A 1275-nucleotide genomic window follows, 5' to 3' on the forward strand; every position below is an offset into this window, starting at 1 on the left:
TGGGCAACGTCGAGGCGCGCAGCTCCGCACGAACGGCCGGGGTGGTGCGGGCGTTTTTATGAAGTCGAACCTGCATCGTTCATGCCTCCATGGTCTGATCGTCGCTGGTTGCTGGTCGAGATAGGGGGCGTTCAGCCTCTAGGCAATCCGCCTTGAGCTCGGCGATAAGTGCTTCGAGAACTTCTCGAGCGAGGAACAAAGGATGGCTCCTCTTTGGCAAATAATCACACGGGACGGGACAGTTAGCTTCTCATCGAACCTTGCTGCAAGCATTGCAGGAATTTGCAGCATTCGTCAACTCGCTGATGGATAATAAACGATATTGGCATGTTATCCCGCAGCTGATAGGTTATCCAGAGATCTTGCGGGTTTAACCGTTGCGTGCTAGTGTTATCCAGAAACCATATAATCACTGGTTAGGCACCATAATAGATTCTGGTAAATGGCGAAATGTGGAACCCACGAAAAACATGGAAGTCATGGCCACTGCAAACAAAAATTGCAGCGATTGCATTTATCCTTAATATTGCGCTTATCAATATCGCGCTTTATTTGTGGATTGAACCACCCTCTAGGGACAACGAAAATATAAATACTTCAGGAAGACAGAGCCCAATAGTAATCAATGGTAATAGTAATGTAATTATTAAATATCATGAAAACAATAGTATCGTAGTTAGGGTATTCTATGGTACAGACAGAAAGCCAATTCAAGGTTCTTCAAAATCTATAGACTACGGTCCTGAAATGGGTGTGTTAGACTATGGAATAGCGGACGTATCGATTCCTAAAGAGCATAAGCTAGGTGAGATGGAGTCGCCTACGTGGTGGAAGTTTGAATTCAAAGAAGACCCAGGTAAGCATATAACATTAATTAATGCCTCGAGCATAAATAAGGAATCTTTTTATCAGAGAATGAAAAAAGAAATGAACCGAATGTCTAAAGACGAAGTGTTTGTTTTTATTCATGGATTTAATGTTACTTTTAAAGATTCTATACGAAGAACTGCACAACTCGCGTACGACTTACACTACCCGGGAATTCCCGTCGCGTATAGTTGGCCTTCGCAGGGCTCACCGACTCCGGTAGGTTATGCTACCGATAAAGAACGATCTGAATGGTCATATCCCCATTTAAAGCTGTTTTTGTTAGTGCGCCAAGCGAAGCTTGGCGCTTCTTGCCGGGTGAAAGTCCCGGTCGGGTAAGGGCTAGCCACCCACCCGTATCGCGTGTTGCGCCTCTGGCGGATAGCGACGCTCTGGTCGGGAGACTGG

Annotated in this window: 1 protein-coding gene; it reads left to right on the forward strand. The window is 45.7% G+C overall.

Features of this window, described 5'->3' with window-relative positions; genetic code table 11:
- Nucleotides 1-450 precede the first annotated feature (450 nt).
- Complete coding sequence (locus CKO36_RS19110; RefSeq protein WP_200286484.1) at nucleotides 451-1206, forward strand: alpha/beta hydrolase; 756 nt, start codon at nucleotides 451-453, stop codon at nucleotides 1204-1206.
- The last annotated feature ends 69 nt before the right edge of the window (nucleotides 1207-1275 follow it).

The organism is Rhabdochromatium marinum, from assembly GCF_016583795.1.
Taxonomy (GTDB): domain Bacteria; phylum Pseudomonadota; class Gammaproteobacteria; order Chromatiales; family Chromatiaceae; genus Rhabdochromatium; species Rhabdochromatium marinum.